The sequence below is a fragment of the Paenibacillus sp. FSL R5-0701 genome (assembly GCF_037973995.1).
Classification (GTDB): Bacteria; Bacillota; Bacilli; order Paenibacillales; family Paenibacillaceae; genus Paenibacillus.
In genome coordinates this window covers 5,171,325-5,188,703 of the sequence record NZ_CP150230.1, presented here as the reverse complement: position 1 = coordinate 5,188,703, position 17,379 = coordinate 5,171,325, and the positions used below count along the sequence as shown (strand labels likewise).

17 protein-coding genes are annotated in these 17,379 nt (G+C 45.7%); 14 read left to right on the top strand and 3 right to left on the bottom strand.

From position 1 onward, the window contains the following. The first annotated feature begins 49 nt into the window (after positions 1-49). Entirely contained in the window at positions 50-637 is a 588-nt protein-coding gene (locus MKZ13_RS22895; RefSeq protein WP_339178458.1) for an ankyrin repeat domain-containing protein, read from the top strand. 49 nt (positions 638-686) lie between these two features. Continuing rightward, positions 687-2,030 (top strand): uracil/xanthine transporter, encoded by a 1,344-nt coding sequence (locus tag MKZ13_RS22890; RefSeq protein WP_339178456.1) that lies wholly within the window; start codon positions 687-689, stop codon positions 2,028-2,030. Between the two features lie 77 nt (positions 2,031-2,107). On the opposite strand, the gene MKZ13_RS22885 is transcribed toward MKZ13_RS22890, so the two are convergent. Continuing rightward, the gene (locus tag MKZ13_RS22885) at positions 2,108-2,485 is read right to left on the bottom strand and encodes a PilZ domain-containing protein (protein ID WP_036617371.1); all 378 of its coding nucleotides are present in this window, start codon (positions 2,483-2,485) and stop codon (positions 2,108-2,110) included. A 188-nt stretch (positions 2,486-2,673) separates the two neighbouring features. On the opposite strand from MKZ13_RS22885, the gene MKZ13_RS22880 reads away from it, so the two are divergent. The 7 genes from MKZ13_RS22880 (at position 2,674) to MKZ13_RS22850 (ending at position 7,124) form a co-directional block, all read left to right on the top strand. Then, positions 2,674-3,141 (top strand): DUF6386 family protein, encoded by a 468-nt coding sequence (locus tag MKZ13_RS22880; protein ID WP_237177123.1) that lies wholly within the window; start codon positions 2,674-2,676, stop codon positions 3,139-3,141. A 28-nt stretch (positions 3,142-3,169) separates the two neighbouring features. Then, positions 3,170-3,850 (top strand): hypothetical protein, encoded by a 681-nt coding sequence (locus MKZ13_RS22875; RefSeq protein WP_339178452.1) that lies wholly within the window; start codon positions 3,170-3,172, stop codon positions 3,848-3,850. A 27-nt stretch (positions 3,851-3,877) separates the two neighbouring features. Next, positions 3,878-4,525 carry an SMI1/KNR4 family protein gene (locus MKZ13_RS22870; RefSeq protein ID WP_339178449.1) on the top strand — a complete coding sequence of 216 codons (648 nt, stop codon included), beginning with the start codon at positions 3,878-3,880 and terminating at the stop codon, positions 4,523-4,525. Positions 4,526-4,539: 14 nt separating this feature from the next. Continuing rightward, positions 4,540-4,866 carry a hypothetical protein gene (locus MKZ13_RS22865; RefSeq protein WP_339178447.1) on the top strand — a complete coding sequence of 109 codons (327 nt, stop codon included), beginning with the start codon at positions 4,540-4,542 and terminating at the stop codon, positions 4,864-4,866. A 36-nt stretch (positions 4,867-4,902) separates the two neighbouring features. Further along, the gene (locus MKZ13_RS22860; RefSeq protein ID WP_339178444.1) at positions 4,903-5,304 is read left to right on the top strand and encodes a hypothetical protein; all 402 of its coding nucleotides are present in this window, start codon (positions 4,903-4,905) and stop codon (positions 5,302-5,304) included. Between the two features lie 214 nt (positions 5,305-5,518). Next, positions 5,519-5,992, top strand: a complete 474-nt coding sequence (locus MKZ13_RS22855) for a sigma-70 family RNA polymerase sigma factor (RefSeq protein WP_339178442.1) — start codon at positions 5,519-5,521, stop codon at positions 5,990-5,992. After that, on the top strand, positions 5,982-7,124 hold the full coding sequence (locus MKZ13_RS22850; RefSeq protein ID WP_336765107.1) for a DUF4179 domain-containing protein: 1,143 nt from the start codon (positions 5,982-5,984) through the stop codon (positions 7,122-7,124). Before MKZ13_RS22855 ends, MKZ13_RS22850 begins: the two co-directional genes overlap by 11 nt. A 124-nt stretch (positions 7,125-7,248) precedes the next feature. Here the strand turns inward: MKZ13_RS22850 and MKZ13_RS22845 are convergent, their stop codons facing one another. After that, positions 7,249-9,234 carry a beta-galactosidase gene (locus tag MKZ13_RS22845; RefSeq protein ID WP_339178438.1) on the bottom strand — a complete coding sequence of 662 codons (1,986 nt, stop codon included), beginning with the start codon at positions 9,232-9,234 and terminating at the stop codon, positions 7,249-7,251. A 114-nt stretch (positions 9,235-9,348) separates the two neighbouring features. On the opposite strand from MKZ13_RS22845, the gene MKZ13_RS22840 reads away from it, so the two are divergent. From MKZ13_RS22840 to MKZ13_RS22825, 4 genes are all read left to right on the top strand, one after another. After that, positions 9,349-10,191 (top strand): AraC family transcriptional regulator, encoded by an 843-nt coding sequence (locus tag MKZ13_RS22840; RefSeq protein ID WP_339178436.1) that lies wholly within the window; start codon positions 9,349-9,351, stop codon positions 10,189-10,191. Positions 10,192-10,496: 305 nt separating this feature from the next. Continuing rightward, entirely contained in the window at positions 10,497-11,525 is a 1,029-nt protein-coding gene (locus tag MKZ13_RS22835) for a pectate lyase (protein ID WP_235200863.1), read from the top strand. Between the two features lie 301 nt (positions 11,526-11,826). Continuing rightward, positions 11,827-13,305 carry a methyl-accepting chemotaxis protein gene (locus tag MKZ13_RS22830; RefSeq protein ID WP_339178434.1) on the top strand — a complete coding sequence of 493 codons (1,479 nt, stop codon included), beginning with the start codon at positions 11,827-11,829 and terminating at the stop codon, positions 13,303-13,305. A 183-nt stretch (positions 13,306-13,488) separates the two neighbouring features. After that, a complete protein-coding gene (locus tag MKZ13_RS22825; RefSeq protein ID WP_339178432.1) occupies positions 13,489-14,712 on the top strand; it encodes a GNAT family N-acetyltransferase in 1,224 nt (407 codons plus the stop codon). A 118-nt stretch (positions 14,713-14,830) separates the two neighbouring features. Here MKZ13_RS22825 and MKZ13_RS22820 read toward each other — a convergent pair whose 3' ends face one another. Further along, positions 14,831-15,196 carry a VOC family protein gene (locus MKZ13_RS22820; protein WP_237177133.1) on the bottom strand — a complete coding sequence of 122 codons (366 nt, stop codon included), beginning with the start codon at positions 15,194-15,196 and terminating at the stop codon, positions 14,831-14,833. Between the two features lie 303 nt (positions 15,197-15,499). On the opposite strand from MKZ13_RS22820, the gene MKZ13_RS22815 reads away from it, so the two are divergent. Beyond that, on the top strand, positions 15,500-17,371 hold the full coding sequence (locus tag MKZ13_RS22815) for a hypothetical protein (protein WP_339178429.1): 1,872 nt from the start codon (positions 15,500-15,502) through the stop codon (positions 17,369-17,371). The last annotated feature ends 8 nt before the right edge of the window (positions 17,372-17,379 follow it).

Genomic DNA, 17,379 nt, shown 5'->3' with positions numbered 1-17,379 from the left:
TATCAATATTACTGCATGAGAAAGACCTTGAATTGGAGGATAAAACAACGTGGTTAAAACAATACATGATGCTGCTCAAGCGGGCCATACCGATGAGGTCATTCGATTTATCACACAACAGGGTAACCGGTTGAACGAACGGGATGCATTGGGGCGGACACCTCTGCTGGCTGCGGTGCACGGTAACAAGATAGACACGGCAAGGGTGTTAGTGGACGCCGGAGCCGACATTAACCTTCAGGATGCACGATTGGACAACCTGCTGTTATACGCGAGTGCTGAGGGTATGTATAACATGGTCGAATTGGCGATTACAGCAGGTGCAGATACGAAGTTAACGAATCGTTTTGGCGGCACAGCTCTTATCCCGGCAGCGGATCGGGGCCATGTGGACATCGTGGAGCTTCTACTGACACGCAGTGATGTGGATGTGAACCATATCAACAACCTGGGATGGACAGCCTTGCTGGAAGCGGTCATTTTGGGGGATGGTGGGCCGCGTCACCAACAGATTGTTGTCTTGCTTTTGCAATATGGTGCAGATCCAAAGATTGCGGATCGGGACGGGATTACACCGCTTGCACATGCGAGCCGGCATCGGTATGCCGAGATGGAACGACTATTAACCCAAGTCTGAAAAGGCTTGTACATTTATGATACAGACAGTGAAAGGATATTCCAAACGAATGAACAGACATCAAGAGCATTTTTCACAAAAGAATATGAAGGACGTATCTTCACTGATTTTGGCAGGTATACAGTGGTTTTTCTACCTGTTTACCAATACCGTTGTTGTTCCGCTATCCATTGGACATAATTTTCATCTGTCTCCTGATGCTATAGCTGCGTCGATGCAGCACGCATTTATTCTTACCGGAGCAGTGTGTATTCTTCAAGCCGTATTTGGTCATCGATATGCGATTATGGATGGTCCGTCAGGGTTATGGTGGGGATTGACGCTAAGTTTGACGGTGTCTGCTTCATCGGCCGGTATGAGTCTGGAGCGTATTGGCGGTGGGTTGGCTGCAGGTTTTCTGTTAGCGGGACTAACGATGGTGATTCTGGGTTGGCTGGGAGCAGCGCAAGTGCTACAAAAGCTGTTCACACCTATGGTGAAGAGTGCCATGTTGTTTCTAATGACGATTCAATTAACCATGAATTTTTTCAAAGGCATGATTGGATATACGGAGTTTGGCCGCTTCGATCTGCCTGTTGCCGCATTGTCCGTTGTCATTGCATTTTTGGTGGCATGGATTCAATTAAAGGGAAGGGGGAAACTGGGGAACTACGCGATCCTGATTGGGATTGTAGCAGGCTGGATCGCTTATAGTCTGTTGTTTCCTGGACAACATGGCGGACAGCCTAATCAGGCCCCGGCTGGTCTCGAACTGTTTCCGTGGGGAGCACCCAGATGGGAACCGGGTATTGTCATTACTGCATTTTTCGTGGGACTGGTGAACATGACGAATTCGATCACCACATTAAGCACAGTTGAGAAACTATACCGGACAGAAACAACAAGTCGTCAGTATAGGCATTCCTATGCGCTAACGGGTCTGTTCACGATGTTGTCAGCCTGTGTAGGTGTGCTGCCCTTTGGTTTATTTGCATCATCAATCGGGTTCCTGGAGAGTACTCGCATTCTGCGTCGTGCTGCCTTGATTATTGGAGCGGGGATGTTATGTATGATGGGGCTTACACCTTCAGTGACAGCATTTTTTGCACAAATACCACCAAGCGTCGGCAGTGCGGTTTTGTTCGTGGCTTATCTTCAGATGTTCGGCACGGCACTAAGAACGCTTGAAGGTACAACGTTTAATTCTAAAACGATCTATCGTGTAGCGCTGCCGGTCCTCACGGGAGTTGCGGTCATGAATATTCCTGCTGAGGCCTTTCAAACTTTGCCCATGTACCTCATTCCGATCATAAGTAATGGTCTCGTCATAGGGGTATTGGTCTCACTGGTTCTTGAAAAAACCGTGAACTGGTCCAAAATGGAACAACCAGCGACAGTTAGTAAAGCGGCATAAAGAGTTTCATCTTGCGACAGTCCAATTTGATTGGGCTGTTTTTTTGTTTTTTTGTTATCAGGCTATATGGCATCTAACTATTTCACAATAATTTTGCCTTGTCCTGCAAGCATTCGCATCTCTCTAGAGAGACGGTCCTGGTTCCCATCCTGCATTTCGAGTTGAACACCATAATGCCATGAGGTATTTTTTTCTTGACCCCAGCGGAGAGTGCCTTCCATATATAGAGGGTCTTCAAAGAGCAGCATATTCATTCCAATCCGAATATCGTTATTCTCTACAGGCAGGGACAGCGGAAATGACAGCTGACAGCCGGATCGACTGATATCGCAGAGTTCGGCCTGAATGGGTTTGGCGGGTGCGTTAACCCCGTTGATGCTGAGAATATAGATCTCAAAGTGGATTGGTTCCTTCAACGTGTAGCGAAAGGGTTCTTTTCTATTGTTAATTGACATGGCTTGGCTTCCTCCATCAGGTTCAAAAAAAGTCAGTTATGCTTATATCGACCATTTGGAGCGAGAAATGAAGAGTTGCGCAAGCAGAGATGGTCCATGGGTTCCTTTTACACGTGTATCAGGCTTGATATAATGATGGAATATATTTCTGAGGTCAGACCTGGATCAGACAGAAGGGACGGGTGAATATGAGAGGAACATTTCAAATGGTTACAGATACGGCAACATTGTGCCTGTATGATCTGGCAGCGTTAAAACATCGGCTTGAGGATACTTCCGACTGGTGGTCCATTCCAGTGGATGAGCTGGCTGAGGTGAATGCAGGGCATTGTCTGTTCTTGAATCTGGGAGCGGATGGAGTGTATGAGGTGGAATGGAGCCTGGAGGATGTAGAGGAGGATTCAGATCCAGATCACACAGCGGAACGGGAAAAGGTGTATCATCTGCAAGTTCCGTCTGGGCACGTCTATCTGGGAGCGGCGGATGATGTCACTGGTGATGAATTGGAGCCGGATGAGACGTGTGAAGGGGTTCTGTTTCAGTTAAAGCCCGGAAATTATGCGTGTATCATCTCCAGAGAAGCCAGTCGGATCACCATTGTCATGACACCAAGTATTCAGGGAAATAACACGCTGGATGAATTAATCCGGATATAGTGTACATATACAAACAGGAGGGATTCATATGCAGGAATGGAACGAGATAACGATGATGAATGCAGATGCCCTGCGTAAACAAATGAGAATACTCGCTGCTTTGGATATCATCTTTTCGGAGGAAGAATGGCTACGCGTACATCATTATGAAGCTGAACTTCAGCCAGGTGTGGCATGGGGAAGCATCAATAACGGCGCAGGTGATCATCTGCATGTATTGTTTACGAACTCAGGCACGTTGATCAAAGGATTTGATCATGAGTCACCCTTGAGCCCACATGCTCGTGAGGATGGTGAGATCTACCCGGGCATGTACGATGAAGTGCCGGAGACTTTGATGACTGTTCTCCGAGATCAGGAGGAAACGTTGGATCTGGAGGATGTGACCTTTTGCCTATGGCAGGAAGGGAACGACTTGCCATGGAAGGTTGGTAACTGGATTCAGCTGGCGATGGCCGAGGAAGACAAAGTGGACGCTAGAGGTGGCGCAGAATTTTTGCTGGGATATGTGGAGAAGAACCCGGAAGATTACGCTGATTGGTCCAAAGGGTACTATGACTTGCCGGATCTGCCGTTGGAAGCCGTAGCTGAAGTATATGAAGGAAAACCGGTGACCGCCAGACTGATTAAGCAGTTGTGTCCTGAGCGAGATGTGGCAGCCACACTGGGTGAGTTGCAGCAACGCGGGTACGCCGTGGAACAAACGTAATGGAGTAGCAAAGGAGGGAAGTAAGCCATGTACAATGTACAACTGGAACGTATGCGTGAAAAGTTGATCACTCTCCGAAGTCTGGACCCGGATCTGGAGCTGTTTGGCGCAGAAAACCATGAATATGAAATGGCGTCTGTGTGGACCCAGAAGGATATTACGCAATTTGAACAGAAATGGCGAATTGAGTTGCCGGAGGACTATAAGGTATGGCTTCTTCATATGGGAACCGGTGGTACAGGACCTTATTATGGTCTGGAAAACCCGGATGACGGCGTATACGCTGTGCTGGGTTATGATGATGAGCTGAATGCGATCTCGGACCCTTTTCAATTCACGGAAGCATGGAACTGGAACTATGACTGGTTCGATGACAGCAAGGAAGAAGAGGAATGGGAAGCGCTGGAACATGAATATTTTGATCCAAAATGGTCGGCAGGCATGCTGCGCATCAGTGATTTTGGCTGTGGCATCTCCATGAATCTGATCGTTAAGGGAGCCTCTTACGGAGAGATCTGGGTTGATGACCGGGCTAACCGCAATGGAATCTATCCTGATCAGTATTGGGGCAATACGAATCGATTACATTTTCTGGACTGGTATGAGTTGTGGTTGGATCGTTCAATCCATCAAATGCATGAACAAAAGCAACAATCTGGAGCGAACGAAGTCTGAAGGAGGTTGTACATATGGGCTGGGAATATGGGATTAGAGCAACGGAACCTGCGATTTTACCTGAAGTTGTGAAGCGTTTGGCAAGTGTATTAACGTTTACCAACATGTACAGCTTAGAACACCAAGCCAACAGCTTTGTATTGAAACGTGAAGATCCTTCCTGGCCTAGAGCCCTTGAAGTGTGGATAGAAGAGGCATCCGGATTAGAAGAGATTGTGGATGGGGAGTCGTATATCTACTGTTTATTTCATATCTGGGGTGAAGAGGCGCGGAGCTGGATGCATCAGATGGAGCGAGAAACCAGCCAGGTTGATGGTGGTTTAATCTGGTTTGAACTCTGATCGGTAGAAGATTTGCCTGAAACAGGAGGAACATATATGACTAACAAATCAAAGAGAACAATTCCTGCGCTCATATATCAGTATCAAGGTCCACAGCGGAATGTGGGTTTTGTTTTATCCCCTTTATACATAGAAGAATCGGTTGAAGTAGAGATGGAAGACATGCTGTTCATATATAATGAAGACTTTGACTATATTCGTCCTGCATTGGATCGCGCATTTCCCTTAACTGACCCGCGAACTGGAGAAGAGATGAAGGCTCTTGATCCCTGCTGGGAGAATCCGATTACGAAGGAAGTGTGGGTGGGGATTTTATCAGAGCTGGATCAACAGGTGGTTGCAGAGCCAGAATTACGGATGTTTTTGAATCAGTTCACCACTTGGGTGAGAAATCATCTGCAATTGGCTGACGGGATCGAAGTCACCGGGAACCTATAAGTTAGTTGATCTTGGATTGTTCATGCTTGTGTGTAATTCAGTATATCGGCGGCCGATTTGCTAGGTAATCAAGCTCCCTCATGATGATGGCGGGGCTTTTTATAATGAACAAATATTAAAAACCGTTTGCTTCACTCACCCGTCTTATACCACAGAAAGAGAGAGAAGGAGGGATGTACAGACCGAAGACGAGACGGATTTTGTGCAATCCATTATGGAACATCAAGATACGCTCATTTCTATTGCTTACAGTTATCTGCGTAACCGGCAAGATGCGCTGGAAGCTGTGCAGGAGATGACGTGCCGTGCTTGGATCAAACGTCGTACGCTGAACAATGAGAAGGCGTTCAAATCTTGGATCATTCGAATTCTGATCTATGTCTGCATCGATGAACAGAGGCGCCGCAAGCGGGCGACACCTCTGGCGAAGGAGGATATGGAGGACAGCATTCCGGCATCTTGGATGATTAGCGTTGATGATAATCGAATCGCTATGGAATCTCTTTTGCAAAAGGTGAAACCGAAATATCGCCATGTATTATTGCTAAAATATTATAACGACATGACACTGACGGATATTGCCTCCATCCTCGGCAAACCGGAAGGAACGATCAAGACCTGGCAGCACAAGGGACTCCAACAGTTGCGCAAGTTGATGAAGAACAGGAGGGATTGGCATGACCACTAACCCGGAGGAGAAAGCACTTCTTGCAGATGCATATCAGGTAAAAAGAGAGAAACAGCAATGGAATCCGGCGGATACGACTGTTGCGATTCAACGTGGTCTCGCGAAGGGCAGAACAAAACGATCAGGTAGGACCGTTCATATCAAATGGATTACAGCAGTGCTGGTCACGGCCCTGGCCGCGGGTTGGTTTCTCTTAGGTCCGCTTGGGAGTTATGGTCAAGAGCAGGCAACATATACTGAGCCTGTAACCCATTGGGGAGTGCTAGAGCCCTTTCGTGGCCTGCTAACTTCGGATATGGACCGTGCTACGATTACTTCAACGCTCAATCATGGTTATGTGCAACTTGTGGATCGGACGGTTACATCGGGCATATATCAGTTTACCGTGAATGCGGTTATGGCAGATGAGAACAGGATAACCGTATTGTATACCGCCAAGACGGATGCTTCGCAAGAGATTTATTCGATAGTCAATACCAAGATGACGGATGCAAGAACAGGTTATGTCCTTGATAACGGAAATATAGGAGGTATACATTTTTCGAAGGATAAGCATACCATTTATGGCCGGAATACAATTGAGCGTAATCGAAATAAACCGCTGCCTGAGCAAGTGAATCTTCAGTTCCAGCTTTCTTCCGTTGTTCCAGATGTGGTGGAATATTCAGAAAACGGGGAAAAGGAACGGAAGTATCAATATTCCAAAAAAATGAATCTTTCTTTTGCGCTGGATCCTAAATTCTCTATCCCCAAAACGGAAATCCTCAACGTTAATCGTACGTTTACCGTTGGGGGTTATGAAGTTATGTTGTCAGAAGTGGAATTATCACCGCTTGTTACTCGGGTTAGATTTGTTTTTGAGCCGGAGCAAGAGATCGATTACAAAATGAAGTTGTTGATCAGTGAGGTCGTTCAGCCTCTCGAGATTGTAACTACCACTAAAAACGGGAAACAGACCAAGTTATCCATGGTAGGCGGGAGCGGAACGGAAGACGGAATGATGTATTCTTTCAGTAGCAATCTGTTGGACCATCCGGAGTCCATGGTATTAAAACTTCGTGGTAAACCAGATAAGGTCTATGATGATTTGCAGGAAGCCAAGAATGATGAACTGGAAATCAAAATCAAATAAGATGAACTAACTGGCAATACTCTTATTCAGATTAGGTGGATGTTAGTGAAAGCAGAGAAGGGATGTCCCTCAAGGTTGTAAGCCTTGTGAGACATCCCTTCTTAAATAAGAAAAGTTGCTGATCTTATACAGTTATAATATCTACTCCCAGAGCTGGAAGAGTCAACTTCTGATCCAATCTCTCGCTGGTCAACAGGCTGCGATAAGGAACGTCCAGCGTAATCTCTCGTTGCTCATTCGTCAAATTGATCAGGAAGAGGAAGTTTTGCTCCCCCTTCGTTCGAATCGACAGCTCGACACCTTCCGGCAACTGGATTTTGGGCGCCAAATCCTTTTCCTTCAGTATGCCTTCAAACAGCTGATAGAAATACGATGGCTCTGGCCAAGTGCCGACATAATACACTTCACCTTCACCAAACTTATTGACAGTAACCGCTGGTATACCTTCGTAAAAGTCGTTATCATACCAGGCGATCGGCTCTGCCCCTCGCAGTTCCAGTAGATCACACCATTGCTTCGCAGCAAATGTCTTGCCCTCCGCGTTCCGTATCCGATGCTCACTGTTGCCGATGGCATCATATTCACTTACGACAACACCCGCCGCTTCCGCCAGTAGCCCCGGCAGAGGCAGCATCTCACATACATTCCTCATGTTCTTCACACCAGTCCGATTGGTGAGGACAACCGTACCACCCTTGGCTGCGAATCGCTCCAGTCGTTGTGCTACTTCTTCACTTAACAGGAAGAGGGAAGGGACAATGACCAGCTTGTACCCGTCGAGCTCCTCGGTCCAGTTGATAACGTCTGTACCAACACCCATTTTCAGAAATGCATTATGCATGGAGGACAAGTTGTCTATATAGTGCATTCCCCCTTCCGCCTGCGGCTGAAGGGAAAGTGCCGTATGCTGATCATGCGAATGCAGAATCGCAACCTGAGTAACAATGGTTGAGTCGGCCAGCAGTTCTCCTAACTGGTTCACCTCGCGAGTAAGCTCTGCAAACTCCCTGAACCTGCGTCCAGGAACATTGCTGTGGTCGATCAGCCCATGCCAGAACTGCTCTGCTCCCACGGTAGCACTCCGCCAGCGGAAATGGACGACCATATCCGCACCGCGGGCGATTGTCTGCCAGGAGCGAGCTCGGATCAGTCCAGGATAGGGGGTTCGCTGAATCGGCATCCAGGCGCCCTGCGCTCCGCTGAGCTGTTCCATTACCCAGAAATTCCGGCGTTTGATGCCGCGAACCAAGTCCAGCGTAAGCGCGCCGTTCCTCGGAAACCGATCGCCATAATCGCGATACAGCTCATTCGGATAATAATCAACAGAGACGAAGTCCAATTCGTTGTGCATATCATAATAGTCCAGGCTATTCGGATACTGCCACATGTTATGCGTCACAAATTGGCCTGGACAGTTACGACGTAAAATCTCAAGCTGCCATCCCAGCAGATAGCCTACGCTGTCAGAACAAAATCGCTTGTACTCCAGAAGATAGGAAGGATTCATCGGTTTGCTGGCACCGAGTGGTGTTGTTACCTCAGCCCAGCTGCTGTACTCACCACTCCAGACGACCGTACCCCACTCCCGGTTCAAATCCTCCAGATTGGAATAACGCTTTTGCAGCCAAGCGACAAATGCACGATTACATGTATCACAATGGCACTCCTGGTAGTGCATCTCGTTATCGATTTGCCAGCCTATGACGGCGGGGTGCTTACCATAGCGCTGTGATATCGCTTCCACAAATTTGGAGCCCAGCATTCTCAAGGAAGGGCTGTTGTTGCAACGATGTCCACGCACACCTGGACGGATGATGTGGCGTTGTTCATCCATGGGCAGCACATCCGGATAACGGGTTGTCATCCAGTTTGGCGGGGTATTGGTGGGGGTGCATAACACAATTTTCATACCACGCGAAGCGAATACTTCTATAGCCGCATCTAGCCATTCAAACTGATAATTACCCTCAGTCGGTTCCATTCGGCTCCAGGCGAACTCCGCCATTCGCACAACTGCAACCCCCGTCTGTTGCATAAGTATGGCATCTTTCTCCCATAACTCCGGGGTCCATTGCTCCGGATAATAATCAATTCCGATCTTAATTGTCATCCTGCGATCTCCTTTATTTATCAATATATTGCGATTATATGTTATATTAATTCGAGTGAATATCTTAAAAAATTAATATCATATAACAATATTAAGATCAGGAGAGTTAGTCGTATGCCTCATCCCAATCGTAATTTTCCAGTTTTATCTGCCCGAGACAAACTGCTCCCTTTTTATTTACTTGGCATCGGTCTGCATCATGAACAGGAGCATATCCGCCGAGACCAAGGCATTGAGGATTATCAGTGGATACAATGCCGCAGCGGTGTGGGCAAGCTCAAGCTAAGTGAAACGGATCATATCGTCAAGCCAGGTATGGGCATGCTGTTGTTCCCTGGGCAGAAGCACGAATACTATGCGCTATCCGACAGTTGGGAAGTCGACTGGATCATTTTTGATGGCAACGGGTCAGCAAACTTATTTGAAAACGTGGGCATTGTCGACAGATGTGTATACACGCTTGCACAACCTGAATATCTTCTATCCCGAATGCGGGAGCTGCTGCAAGCTGCCTTAACACCACAAGAGCAGACATTAAGCAATTACGCCTGCTCCGCTGTCCTCTATACCTTATTGACAGAGATTATTCAACGCGTATCTGTCGAGGGCAGCGATACCGTCGGGCAGCAGTATGAGCGAATAAAGCCGGTTCTGGACTATATTGAACAGCATTATGCTGAAGAGATTACTTTGCCAATGCTGGCTGGATTGATCTGTGTCACACCAGAATATTTCTGTCATTTGTTTAAGAAGACGACAGGTATTCGTCCCATCAGCTATGTTAATCAGGTAAGAGTCAACAAGAGCAAGGAACTGCTGCTCGATAATGTGCAACGCGGGATGGAGGATATTGCTCGTCAAGTCGGCTTCGAATCGACCAGCTATTATGGAGCCATCTTCAAGAAGCTGGAACGAATCACACCCGGTACCTTCCGCCGCAGCTATCAGAAGTCGTAACATATTATTATCCGCAAGCGAATGGTTTTTCTTCAGAGGCCTTAGGAACTGATCCGAGGGCGGATCAGTTCCAAGTTGTATCACATAGTACTCGTTAATAGAGCCGCTAATTAGCGGCTCAATTTTGTGTGAACGAATGGCCTGGTTTTATGTTTTTTCACTATATCTGATCTGCTGTTGCATAAAAATGATAATTGTTGTCTTTTTGCAATTTTTGTATTGTCACAGCCAAAGTTACACGATATAATCGAGTTGTCTTTGAGGATAATATTATAAAGGATGGTGAAATTTTGAAGAAATTTTCGATGCTTTTACTTGCTGTAACTCTATTGTTGTTAACTGTCTCCACAGCCCCGTCTACATATGGGGCTGCCAGTTATCCGAACACAGGTACGAACGGGTTGACTGGTTTTGCAGGCAGTGCCAAGAATGAAAATGGTGTATCCAAGTCAGCTACGACAGGTGGCAAGAACGGTCAGGTGGTTTACGTTAGTAATCTCAATGACTTGAGAACACATATGGCGGGCTCTACAGCCAAGATTGTCGTCGTTGAACAGAATATTTCTTCCTCCACGCTGCAAAAGGTTGAATTTGGAGCGAACAAGACACTTGTAGGTTCCTTTGGCAAACATACATTAACGAATATTCATTTCAGATCCACAAGCAGTTCAAGCAATGTGATTTTTCAGAATCTGACTTTTGAACACGCTTCCAATATTAATGCCAATGATGATATCCAGATGTATATCACTTCGGGCTCCAATTACTGGATTGATCATGTGACGTTTGCTGGTCACAGCTACAGCTCTGGCGGTAGTGATCTGGACAAACTTCTGTATATTGGCGATCGCGCCGACTATATTACGATTAGCAATTCCAAATTTGCGAACCATAAGTATGGCGTCATCCTCGGTCATCCGAATGATGGGAACAGCAGTTACAATGGTGTGCCTCATGTGACGATGTCCAACAATTACTTCGAAAATTTGTATGTGCGTGGTCCTGGACTTTTAAGATATGGTTACTTCCATCTCAAAAACAACTATGCCAACAACTTTAATCAGGCCATCACAATTGGTGAAAAAGCACGGATTTATTCCGAAAACAACTACTTTGGTGCTGGCGCTGAAAAGGGCGGCATCCTGGATGACAAAGGAAAAGGGGAGTTTACCGATACAGGCAGTACGCCGGCTCTGAATAGCCCGACTTCTCCTAAAACCAACTGGAGACCAAGTTCCAATTACAGTTATCAGGTAGAGAGTGCCAGCTACGCGCGTGAGTTCGTCACCAAGTATGCAGGCTCCTCCAATACGACACTTGTATTCGGAAAGTAAGAGCTGCTGCACATCCATTCACGACCAAAAGGCCTGTCTTGTGCGCCATAACGCATAAGACAGACCTTTTTTGTTTGTAAAATGATATGCTTGCATATCATTTTACAGTTCATATAAATTTTTAATTAACAATACCGATATACATAAAGTAGCGCTGATTTCATACTTGTGAAGTTAATATGTACTATGTTAAGGCGCTGCGTATTTGCGATTTGTGCATAAGCAGGACCAAAGACTAGTAGATGTAGTACAGAAAGGCCCTACAGTTCACATTTAACCTACATAAAAGGACGGGGTATGCATGGATCGTATGGACGAAATTAATTGGAAAAGGAACAAATTAATCGGTATCATTTTGTGGATTATTATTGCCATTGGTATGGGTCTGGCCTTTATGATGCCGAAGTTACTTGTGTCTAATGGAGTAGCTCTGATCTTTGTAGTTTGGATTACATACGCTAATGTGAAAAAGAAACATATTCATCTCATTCCATGGCTGATTACCGTATTACTAACAATATGTGGAGTCTATGTCGGTTGGGGAACGGTCAATTTTGCGTTAAGTTTGGTGATAACCGCAGTTCTACTGTTATTTCCTAACAAGAAATTTTTTGTGGTTGGATTTTCGGTATTACTAGTTAACAGTGTTCTTCAGTTATTTGTTATGAATACCGTTGACTCTGCTGAGCTAATGGGTAATATCGTCAATGTGGGATTATTTGCTCTCACAGGAGCCGTCTTGATGCTGGTCTCACAATTGAATCAAAGGCTCTTCCATGAAAGTGAAGTACGCCAGAATGAGGTGAAGCACTCTAAACAAAGAGTGGAAACCATGCTGGAACGTGTGAAGGAATCGGTCGAAGGTTTATCACGTTATACGGATCAATTGAAGCAAAAAGTGAATGCGACTGGCTCCATTACCAATGAGGTGACGCTTGGGTTCAGTGAGGTTGCAAAAGGTGTTGAGTTCCAGGCGACCAGTGTGGCCGAGATTTCGGAATCCTTGTCTGTGTCGGATCAGCATATCAAGGACGTTGCTTCGTATTCCCAGCAGATGAAAAAGTTGTCCGCAAGTATGGCAACAAGCACGCAAACTGGAAGTACACAGATGGACCAGCTAAACATCCAAATGCAAGATCTATATGAAACGATCAATACAACTGCAAATGACATGCGAAAGTTCAACGAGGAAAGTGAATCCATGACGCTTATGTTGAACAGCATAGTGGATATTGCGAGTCAGACCAACCTGCTTGCACTCAATGCAGCCATTGAAGCCGCTCGTGCGGGTGAGCATGGACGCGGGTTTGCTGTTGTATCAGAGGAAGTTCGCAAGTTGGCAGAGAACTCGGGTCAGTCCGCAAGTGATATCGGAACCATCCTGTCTCGATTAAAAGGGCAGACGCAGGCACTGACGGATCGATTCGAACGCATTCGTCAATCGTTACAACAAGGAAGAGATAGCGTCCATACGGCAGAGGAAGTATTCCGTACGATCAGCAGCAACTCTCAGCATGTGTTGAATCAAGCGACAGATATCGAGACTAGTTCGGCGACCATGAAGGAATCTTCCACCAGAGTTGTGAATGAAGTTTCCGAGATTTCGAGTGTAACGGAGCAATCCAGTGCAGCGACAGAAGAGATTCTGGCGAGCATGGAAGAACAACGTAACCTGACACAGAAGATGGTAGAGAGCTTTGGAGAATTGGAGCAACTGATTGTGAACCTGAATGAGTTAGTCTCGGATCATCAGGCTTCTTCCGTTGGGAATAAACTTTAATATTAATAGTTGAGGGCCTGTCGGTGCGTATTTAGCGTACTGGACGGGATTTTTTCATCTGGAATACAGCTTGATGGCGACATTTTTTTCCTATACAGTGTGTTGTGTAGAGTATGAAGAGAGTAGAACTAACAATGTAAATGGTAGTTAAAAGAAGATGTTACCTCATGGGGGAGTAAAAGCTTGAAGAATAAAGGAATGAAAGACAGCTCAGCCTACGATGACCGTACATATGAGGTTAGGAATGATAATTGCGCTGCACGCGTACGCTTTTATGATCAGCATTCGCTCAAAGACATGGACTGGCCCGATACAGAGGATGGCAGATATGCCAGAGCTTATCTGGAACCTATGATGCTGGACGGGACCCAAAGTTTTATGTCCAACGTGGAAACGACATTGTTGCTCGCCCGGATTGATGATCTCGTTATTCCGCTGACGGTGAATGATACAGAGTATGATAATGCTTACGTTTGTTCGCCATATACGCATTATGTGAGTTACGCCAAGCAGGAATTGACCATGTTGCAGAAGCCTGTGTTGGAAAAAGTTCTTTCTGTGCTGCTCAGTCTAATAGGTTGGGGAATGAAGCAATCGCAGATCAACAAAGTTGTGCATGTGAACAACTGGTTGTTGTCCACCAATCTGTATCCCGCCATGTCCGGTGAACAAGCAGAATGTTTGCTTGCAGCGGTACAAGAGCGATACCCTGAACATGTCATTGTATTTCGCTCCTTGTGTCAGGGACTTCATCCCGATCTGACGGCGAGGCTAACGGAAGTGGGGTGTCGACTAATTCCGAGCCGACAAATCTACCTGTACCAAGCGCATGATCCGAACTTTGGCAACTCGAAGTCACGCTGGCTGTTGAAGCGGGATTACGAATTATTGGGCAAGCATGGATACGAATTCGTCTCCGAAGCAGATATGACGGATGCAGATATTCCGCGAATCGTGGAGCTATACAAGCTGTTATACCTTGAAAAATACTCCTATCACAATCCCCAGTTTACGGAACGGTTCATTGCTGCTGCGATGGCATCAGGAACACTCAGACTGTATGGACTGCAAAAGGAGGGGCGCCTGGAAGCGGTGATGGGTTATTTCTGCCGAAATGGAATCATGACAACGCCGCTGTTTGGTTACGACACAGCGGTGCCCCAATCCGTCGGACTATACCGCATGTTATCGGCATGTCTGATCGGACAGGCTCGCGAGAACGGCCATCTGTTACATGAGAGCGCCGGGGCTGCGCAGTTCAAACGCAATCGCGGTGCTGTGGCGGATTTTGAATATTCCGCTGTGTATGAGCGCCACCTTTCGTGGGGCAGACGCTGGTGCTGGCTGCTGCTTGATCGGTTGTTGAATCGCATAGGTGTGCCGCTGATGCGCCGCATGAAGCTGTAGACAGACACAAAAACGTGCTTACGCTGCCCGATGCAGGTGTGAGCTTGCAGCTGGTTTAACTGCACACATGCACACCCAACTGGTCATCGGATACGCACACTTGTGCGCAGTCGTTTAATTAGACATGCTCTGCGAGTTGCACCTCGAAGCCATCTGGATCTGTAATGTAAATAAACCGCAGATGCGGATTGGGCTGAATGGGGCCGCGCACAATCGGAATATTCAGTTCTGCCAGTCGTTCCATGGCTTCATCCAGCGAGTTCACCTCATAACCGATCGACACGCCAGCCTCTGGTTTAAGAATCGATTCACTGCCCTCAATTAGTTCAAGCTGGGCTTCATTCTCCATGCCCAGCATGGCAATTTGCCGTCCACGACTTTCGAATCTGCGCTGAATTGGAAGTCCGAGCATATCGTGGTAGAACCCGAGTGAAGCTTCCAAATTACTGACCCTCAGCGTGATCCAGTTTAATTTGATCAACATGGGTGAATCTCTCCTTTTTCTTGCATGATATGTATTTTTGTTATGTTCATTATACGATAGGCTTAAAGTTGAATGAATATAGACACACGTTAATATGGAGAAGGGTTCGTTTGGACTATTTATTTCTAAGATTATTTTCTCTTATAGGAAAAAAATAGGTATAATGAACTTGGTAATTATGATAATCTTGGTTTGCAAGAAAAATATTGAAGTATAACAGCTATACTTTAAGTTGGGTATTTAAATTTAGTACCAAGTGAAGACCGTAATTTAGTTAACTACTATATATCTTAAGGAGGAGCTATGGCAACATTTTTTACATCTACAGAATTCGCATGGGGTTACATTGCTTTAATGGTTTCGATTTTCATACTATGTTTGTTTTTTGTCCTCATACCTTACTGGAACAGCAAAAAAGCTGAATCTGACATCAAGGCCAAGCTTGAGGAACTATCTAATATTACTGAAATGACAGCAAAGTTTCATAGTTTCAATGATTGGATGGAGAATCAGGACAATAAGTACATCAAGGGACATTTACTCCCCGCATGGAAGAGTTTCTATGTTAAGTATATGAGTTATCAACAGAAAGGCATACTCTACACACCAGATGTATATGACTTCTTTTTTGAAGAGCCTCTAGTACATAAATTTGGAAAAAGAAAGTTTGCAGAAGTTGTTGCAGGGATTTTCCTCTCCATGGGAATTGTAGGCACCTTCCTTGGGATTGCATTTGGTGTATCTCAAGTGCATGTCAATGGTGACTCAAGCACGATGCAAGACGGAATTAGCTCATTGCTTACGGGGATGAAGGTTAAATTTGCGTCATCGATTGCGGGAGTTCTGCTTTCTCTCATATGGCAGTTAATCGACAAAGGAATTTTTTATCCAAAGCTCACTAATGCATTTGGAAGTATTCGCCAACAGCTTGACGAGGCATTTCCGACTCAAGATCAAAGCACATTGCTATTCAGCATGGACCAACGACAAGAGAAGCAGATGCAGGATTTTCAGTCTTTTTTGTCAGATGTACTTATACCGAATATGGTTAACGGTGTGGCGGATTCCATTCAGAAATCACTCGCACCTCAGATGGAACGAACTGAGAAAATGATGACAGATTTAATGCAGACAACCACAGTGAACCAATCCGAGGGTATGCAGCAGATGGTTAATCAATTCGTTACTCAATTGAATGAACTAACTGGAGATCATATGAAAAATCTCGGAGAAGCATTGAACAATACCGTGGAATGGCAGAAAAAAGTGCATGAGGAAATGGGTGCGCTTGTGCAATCCATGCAGGATTCGGCTGCAGGACAGTCAGCGATGGTGGACAAGACCACCGTTCTTACGGAACAAATTCATAATTATACGGAACGGATTACGGATTATCAGACAGTTTTAGAGAGAACCGTATCCGAATTGAACGAAACAACGGAGAAAAACAGCGAACTTCAGAAGGTCACGGCAGATCTACTAGACAGGATGACGGAAGAACGCAATACGTTTAATGGTTATTTTGAAAGTCATATGAACACGCTTAAAGAAAATGTGGAGTCAATTGTGACCCAAACGGGATTACAGGTTACTTTCCAGCAACGTTTAGAAGAGAATTTACAGCGGATATCCAGTATCACACAGAGTCAACAATCATTGGCTGTCACATTATCTCAGCAAGCTGAACTTAGTCAAAGGTCGAATCAGGAACTGGAACTTATCTTTGATAAATTCACAAATAATAATACAGAGTTTATTCATATCCAAGAAGATATGCAATCCCTGATGAGAGAAATTCAACATGAACGTGAAGCAGTGGGGAATATATCAACCAGGGTACAAGATCAATTGGCCGAACAACTGGAAAGCATGGATAAACGTGTGGAACATTTGCAGCAAGTGTGGACTTCGGCAAGCGAATCGATGTCCAAGACGAACAAGCATCTGGAAGTTTCCATGAATCAGTTTACAGACGATATGCATCGTGGTCTTCAAAACACGTTTACTCAATTTGACCAAGAACTAACCAAGTCAGTTCAGCACTTGGCGAGTGGTGTGGATGCGATTCAGGAAGGTTTGATCGATTTGCCTGATGCCATGCAGACATTGAAGCAAACGGTGTTGGAGATCAACCGTCAATCCAAACGGATCATGAATCCGGTAACTTCAGAGTAAGGTGATGA

Excerpts from the sequence above, each read along its gene's own strand:
- MKZ13_RS22890 (WP_339178456.1), top strand. The coding sequence starts at position 687 with ATGAACAGACATCAAGAGCATTTTTCACAAAAGAATATGAAGGACGTA.
- MKZ13_RS22885 (WP_036617371.1), bottom strand. The coding sequence starts at position 2,485 with ATGTCAATTAACAATAGAAAAGAACCCTTTCGCTACACGTTGAAGGAA.
- MKZ13_RS22880 (WP_237177123.1), top strand. The coding sequence starts at position 2,674 with ATGAGAGGAACATTTCAAATGGTTACAGATACGGCAACATTGTGCCTG.
- MKZ13_RS22875 (WP_339178452.1), top strand. The coding sequence starts at position 3,170 with ATGCAGGAATGGAACGAGATAACGATGATGAATGCAGATGCCCTGCGT.
- MKZ13_RS22870 (WP_339178449.1), top strand. The coding sequence starts at position 3,878 with ATGTACAATGTACAACTGGAACGTATGCGTGAAAAGTTGATCACTCTC.
- MKZ13_RS22865 (WP_339178447.1), top strand. The coding sequence starts at position 4,540 with ATGGGCTGGGAATATGGGATTAGAGCAACGGAACCTGCGATTTTACCT.
- MKZ13_RS22860 (WP_339178444.1), top strand. The coding sequence starts at position 4,903 with ATGACTAACAAATCAAAGAGAACAATTCCTGCGCTCATATATCAGTAT.
- MKZ13_RS22855 (WP_339178442.1), top strand. The coding sequence starts at position 5,519 with ATGGAACATCAAGATACGCTCATTTCTATTGCTTACAGTTATCTGCGT.
- MKZ13_RS22850 (WP_336765107.1), top strand. The coding sequence starts at position 5,982 with ATGACCACTAACCCGGAGGAGAAAGCACTTCTTGCAGATGCATATCAG.
- MKZ13_RS22845 (WP_339178438.1), bottom strand. The coding sequence starts at position 9,234 with ATGACAATTAAGATCGGAATTGATTATTATCCGGAGCAATGGACCCCG.
- MKZ13_RS22840 (WP_339178436.1), top strand. The coding sequence starts at position 9,349 with ATGCCTCATCCCAATCGTAATTTTCCAGTTTTATCTGCCCGAGACAAA.
- MKZ13_RS22835 (WP_235200863.1), top strand. The coding sequence starts at position 10,497 with ATGCTTTTACTTGCTGTAACTCTATTGTTGTTAACTGTCTCCACAGCC.
- MKZ13_RS22830 (WP_339178434.1), top strand. The coding sequence starts at position 11,827 with ATGGATCGTATGGACGAAATTAATTGGAAAAGGAACAAATTAATCGGT.
- MKZ13_RS22820 (WP_237177133.1), bottom strand. The coding sequence starts at position 15,196 with ATGTTGATCAAATTAAACTGGATCACGCTGAGGGTCAGTAATTTGGAA.
- MKZ13_RS22815 (WP_339178429.1), top strand. The coding sequence starts at position 15,500 with ATGGCAACATTTTTTACATCTACAGAATTCGCATGGGGTTACATTGCT.